The organism is Pararhizobium sp. P1_E7, from assembly GCF_056405855.1.
The window spans coordinates 1-3,945 of sequence record NZ_JBFUBH010000144.1 but is presented as its reverse complement, the minus strand read 5'-3'; the positions used below and the strand labels follow the sequence as shown (position 1 = coordinate 3,945).

General features: G+C 55.0%; 3 protein-coding genes and 1 pseudogene. 3 read left to right on the top strand and 1 reads right to left on the bottom strand.

Translation table 11 applies throughout. The features are described 5' to 3' along the window. Positions 1-294 precede the first annotated feature (294 nt). Entirely contained in the window at positions 295-663 is a 369-nt protein-coding gene (locus AC1D17_RS27965; RefSeq protein WP_477568488.1) for a hypothetical protein, read from the bottom strand. Between the two features lie 476 nt (positions 664-1,139). On the opposite strand from AC1D17_RS27965, the pseudogene AC1D17_RS27960 reads away from it, so the two are divergent. The 3 genes and pseudogenes from AC1D17_RS27960 to repB all read left to right on the top strand — a co-directional run. Further along, positions 1,140-1,563, top strand: a pseudogene (locus AC1D17_RS27960) (PIN domain-containing protein). Positions 1,564-2,067: 504 nt separating this feature from the next. Next, positions 2,068-3,282, top strand: a complete 1,215-nt coding sequence (gene repA / locus AC1D17_RS27955; RefSeq protein WP_477568487.1) for a plasmid partitioning protein RepA — start codon at positions 2,068-2,070, stop codon at positions 3,280-3,282. After that, positions 3,279-3,945 (top strand): plasmid partitioning protein RepB (gene repB, locus AC1D17_RS27950; protein WP_477568486.1); only part of this gene is annotated, 667 nt, incomplete at its 3' end. The genes repA and repB, both read left to right, overlap by 4 nt.

Sequence of the window (3,945 nt, the reverse complement as noted above, 5' to 3'; positions counted from 1 at the left end):
GTCCTGCACGAATGCAAACAAGGCCTTGTCTGTCAGTCCTGTCGTCGCGCCTTCGACCAGCGCATGATAGATTTTCTTCTTCTTTTCGCCCATGAGAGCTCTCTCCATTCACCGAAATCAGATCGTTCAAAGCGCCACCGCGACGCAGAAATATTTTCGAAGGGGATAAAACTGTCCGTTATGCTGGGTTTTGTGGGCGTAGGACCAGGGCCAGGATCAGGTTGGAGCGCAGCCCATCATCGCTGATGTTCTTAATAACCTGCGCCCCAAATTTTCGGTAGACGACCTCGAAGCCTATGCCTGCCGGCCAAACGGATGCTGAGCGGGCGCGAAGGTATGAAGTGTTCGCAAACAGGATGCGACGATCGCTGCCCAGAACACGAGCGGCAGAACGGCAACCACTGAAAGCGGATTTACATCACCGGCCGAGTGGACTTGCTCAGCCGACGCGGACGCGAAGCCCTCTGTTTGTTCCTCAACAATCTCAGCCATATCCCCCGCACCTTCAGCGATTTCGCTGACAACACCGGCGGCGATGTTTGGTACATCCTCAACAGTATCAATTTGCTCGCCCGGTCCCGAAACAGTTTCGTCGACTACAGAGGTGGTCGGTTCGATGACGACCAACGGATTTGGTTCTCCAACCTTCGGCGCTTTTGCCATTTTTGTCTCATTTCAGGGATTGATCGGTTTGATGCGGCTAGAGACTACGTCGGCTTTGTGTGTCCCCTGATGACAATGAGAACGTTGGAAATTCCGCATAGAATACGGCCGTATGGCCGCAGTGCTTCGTGTATCAAACGTGACCCGTTGCGCGGCAAGAGGCGACAGCGCGGAACCATCCGAAGACAGTTCATCCGCATGACAATGCCGCGAACTGCCGGCTTATCGGTCGTTATGGATCAGCACGCCGAGAATGGCTGTATCATCGCGCAGAACCCTAAAAATACTGTTTCCGAGACGCTGCGCCGTCCCTCAGCACAGCGCTTCCGGGTTATCGATGCGGTTGGCCGTTCAATTCCACCCCTCCCTGCCAGCAGGAGGAGAATGCCGTGGAGGCCTGATTGCCTGAACGATCAGAAATTGGTCAGGCTGGTGGGCCGCCGGCATGCACGTTGCCCCTCCCCTCCCCAGCTTGCATTTTGGGCCTGGTCGAGACAAATGTTCTATCCGAAGTCACAAAGCCACGTCCTGACGAAAGCGTTCTGAATTGGCTCGATGGGCTTGATGAAGACCGAGCCTTTATCAGCGATCATATCGATCGCGGAAATTCGCCGCGGTATTGCTCTGATGGACAGCGGACGAAAACGCAAAATCCTGGCGGAGTGGCTTCCTCGCGATCTACCGCAGCGTTTCGAGGGGCGGCTCATTCCCGTGGAAGAGCCTGTCGCCTTGTCATGGGGCGACCTCATGGTGCTTGCCAAGCGGAGTGGTCGCGGGCTGGCCTCGATGGACGGTATGATCGCCGCCACCGCGGTAGCGTACGATCTTACTCTCGCGACGCGCAATACCAAGGATTTTGAAGGTTTCGGAATCGATATCATCAGTCCATGGACCAGCTAACGGGCGACCCTATCAGCCGTTGTTGGAGTTGATAACCAGAGTTCGATGATCGCCGCTATTCGGATCATCGCTGGGTCGCTGCCGTCGGGTTACCACCTTGCCGCCGGGTTCCCCCGAGCGCTGAATGCTGAATAAGGAGCTGCTTTCTTCAGTTCTCTTTTGCTCTGGTTAGGTACAGAAATCTCGATACTAATTGGCCGACACTGTTCGCGTGAGTCGCAAGATTCAGCACGAACCGGCTCAAGCACCTGTCGAGCTACACCCACGCCCATGTTTTCGACTCTTTTTTTAGCGCCTGCTTTGAGCGGATTTTGTCGGTTGGACCCAGCTACATCCTTGCATTTCCGAGGACTTTTGGAGTGCCGCCGCTACGCTTCAGCTACCCGTTAAGGTTTTGTTAACCTTAAAGAGCTTGCCGAACAGTCAGAATCGGGGCTTATTGCAACAGCGGTAAGAAATGGGTTTTGCCGCATCCAACCGCTGTTATTAAATTTTGGGCTAGACATGAAAACGACGGCTGAAGCGAAAGCGCCATTACGAGAGACTCTCGTGAGCCTTATAGACAGGCATTCGTCGGCTCTCGCTGTTCAGCTACAAGCCCATCATCTGAGCACGTTTCCGCCGACGGCACAAAAGGGAATACGCCATTTCCAACCGTCAGAGGCCGCCAAACTCGTTGGCGTGAAGGAAGTCTATCTTCGACAGGTTTCGAATGACATCGGTGACCTGGAGGTGAGCACGACACCAGGCGGCCGGCGTTCCTATTCCGTTGAGGACATCGACAAAATTCGTCGACATCTCGACAAAGTTGGCAGAGCGGATCGCAGGTATCTGCCTCACCGACGTGACGAGGAAGAGTTGCAAGTTATTTCCGTCATGAACTTCAAAGGGGGTTCTGGCAAAACTACGACTTCGGTCCATCTCGCCCAGTACCTTGCGTTGCGCGGCTATCGTGTCCTGGCTGTCGATCTTGATCCGCAGGCGAGCATGTCTGCCCTCTACGGACATCAGCCCGAGCTTGATGTTCACGAGAATGAGACAATGTATGGCGCACTACGTTATGATGACGCCCGCCGGCCGGCCAAAGATATCATCCGCAAAACCTATATCCCGGGGCTGGATCTTATCCCAGGCAATCTCGAACTCATGGAGTTTGAGCATGATACCCCGCGCGCTTTGATGACACGGCAAGCTGGAGATGTAATGTTTTTCCAGCGCCTAAGCGACGCTATCGACGATGTCAGCGCGGAATACGATATCGTCATCATCGATTGCCCTCCTCAGCTAGGGTACCTCACACTTTCTGCCCTCACCGCGGCAACGTCAGTTCTCGTGACAGTTCATCCGCAGATGTTGGATGTCATGTCGATGAATCAATTCCTTGCAATGGTCGCTGATTTGCTGCGAGAAGTCGCCGCCGCCGGTGGCAATGTTGATTTTGCCTGGTTGCGATACCTCATCACTCGGTTCGAGCCTTCTGACGGTCCTCAAAACCAGATGGTCGGCTATCTCCGGTCGATCTTCGGGGCCCACGTTCTGAACTTTCCGATGCTGAAATCGACCGCCGTTTCAGATGCCGGCCTCACCAACCAAACGCTGTACGAGGTCGAGCGCGGTCAGTTTACACGGAGCACTTACGACAGAGCGATTGAGTCGATGAACAGCGTTAACGACGAGATCGAAACCCTGATCAAGAAAGCTTGGGGGAGACCGGCATGAGCCGAAAAAACCTTCTGAACCTGATCCAAGTCGATGCCGAAATGCCTGTGAAGACCACGGCCACCGACAACAAGCTCGTTGGGCAAGTCGCCAGCACAATGCGTGAGGAGAAAGCCCGCCAAGCACGCGCCGACGATATCGAGCGGCGGCTTGCTGAGGGCCAGGCAGTAGTCGACATGGACACAGCGCTGATCGAACCGTCTTTCGTTCGGGACCGCATGCCAGGCGACATCAATGGTCTGCTTGCGTCGATTCGCGAACAAGGTCAGCAGGTACCGATCCTTGTGCGGCCTCACCCTGAAAGATCGGGACGCTATCAGGTAGCTTTCGGTCATCGTCGCCTACGCGCGATCCAAGAACTCGGTCTACAAGTTAAGGCGGTTATCCGCACCTTAACCGATGAAGAACTGGTGATCGCACAAGGGCAGGAAAATAACGAGCGCGAGGACCTCTCTTACATAGAGAAGTCTCGGTTCGCGCAACGACTGAAAGAGCGTTTTCCCCGCGAAGTCATCACCTCCGCAATGTCGGTCGATAAGGCGGAACTGTCGCGCATGCTTTCTATTATCGACTCGCTTCCCTCCGATCTGATCGATGCAATCGGACCGGCCTCGGGGGTTGGTCGGCGGAGCTGGCAAGAACTCGCGGACTTGGTGCAGAAGG

Excerpts from the sequence above, each read along its gene's own strand:
- AC1D17_RS27965 (WP_477568488.1), bottom strand. The coding sequence starts at position 663 with ATGGCAAAAGCGCCGAAGGTTGGAGAACCAAATCCGTTGGTCGTCATC.
- repA (WP_477568487.1), top strand. The coding sequence starts at position 2,068 with ATGAAAACGACGGCTGAAGCGAAAGCGCCATTACGAGAGACTCTCGTG.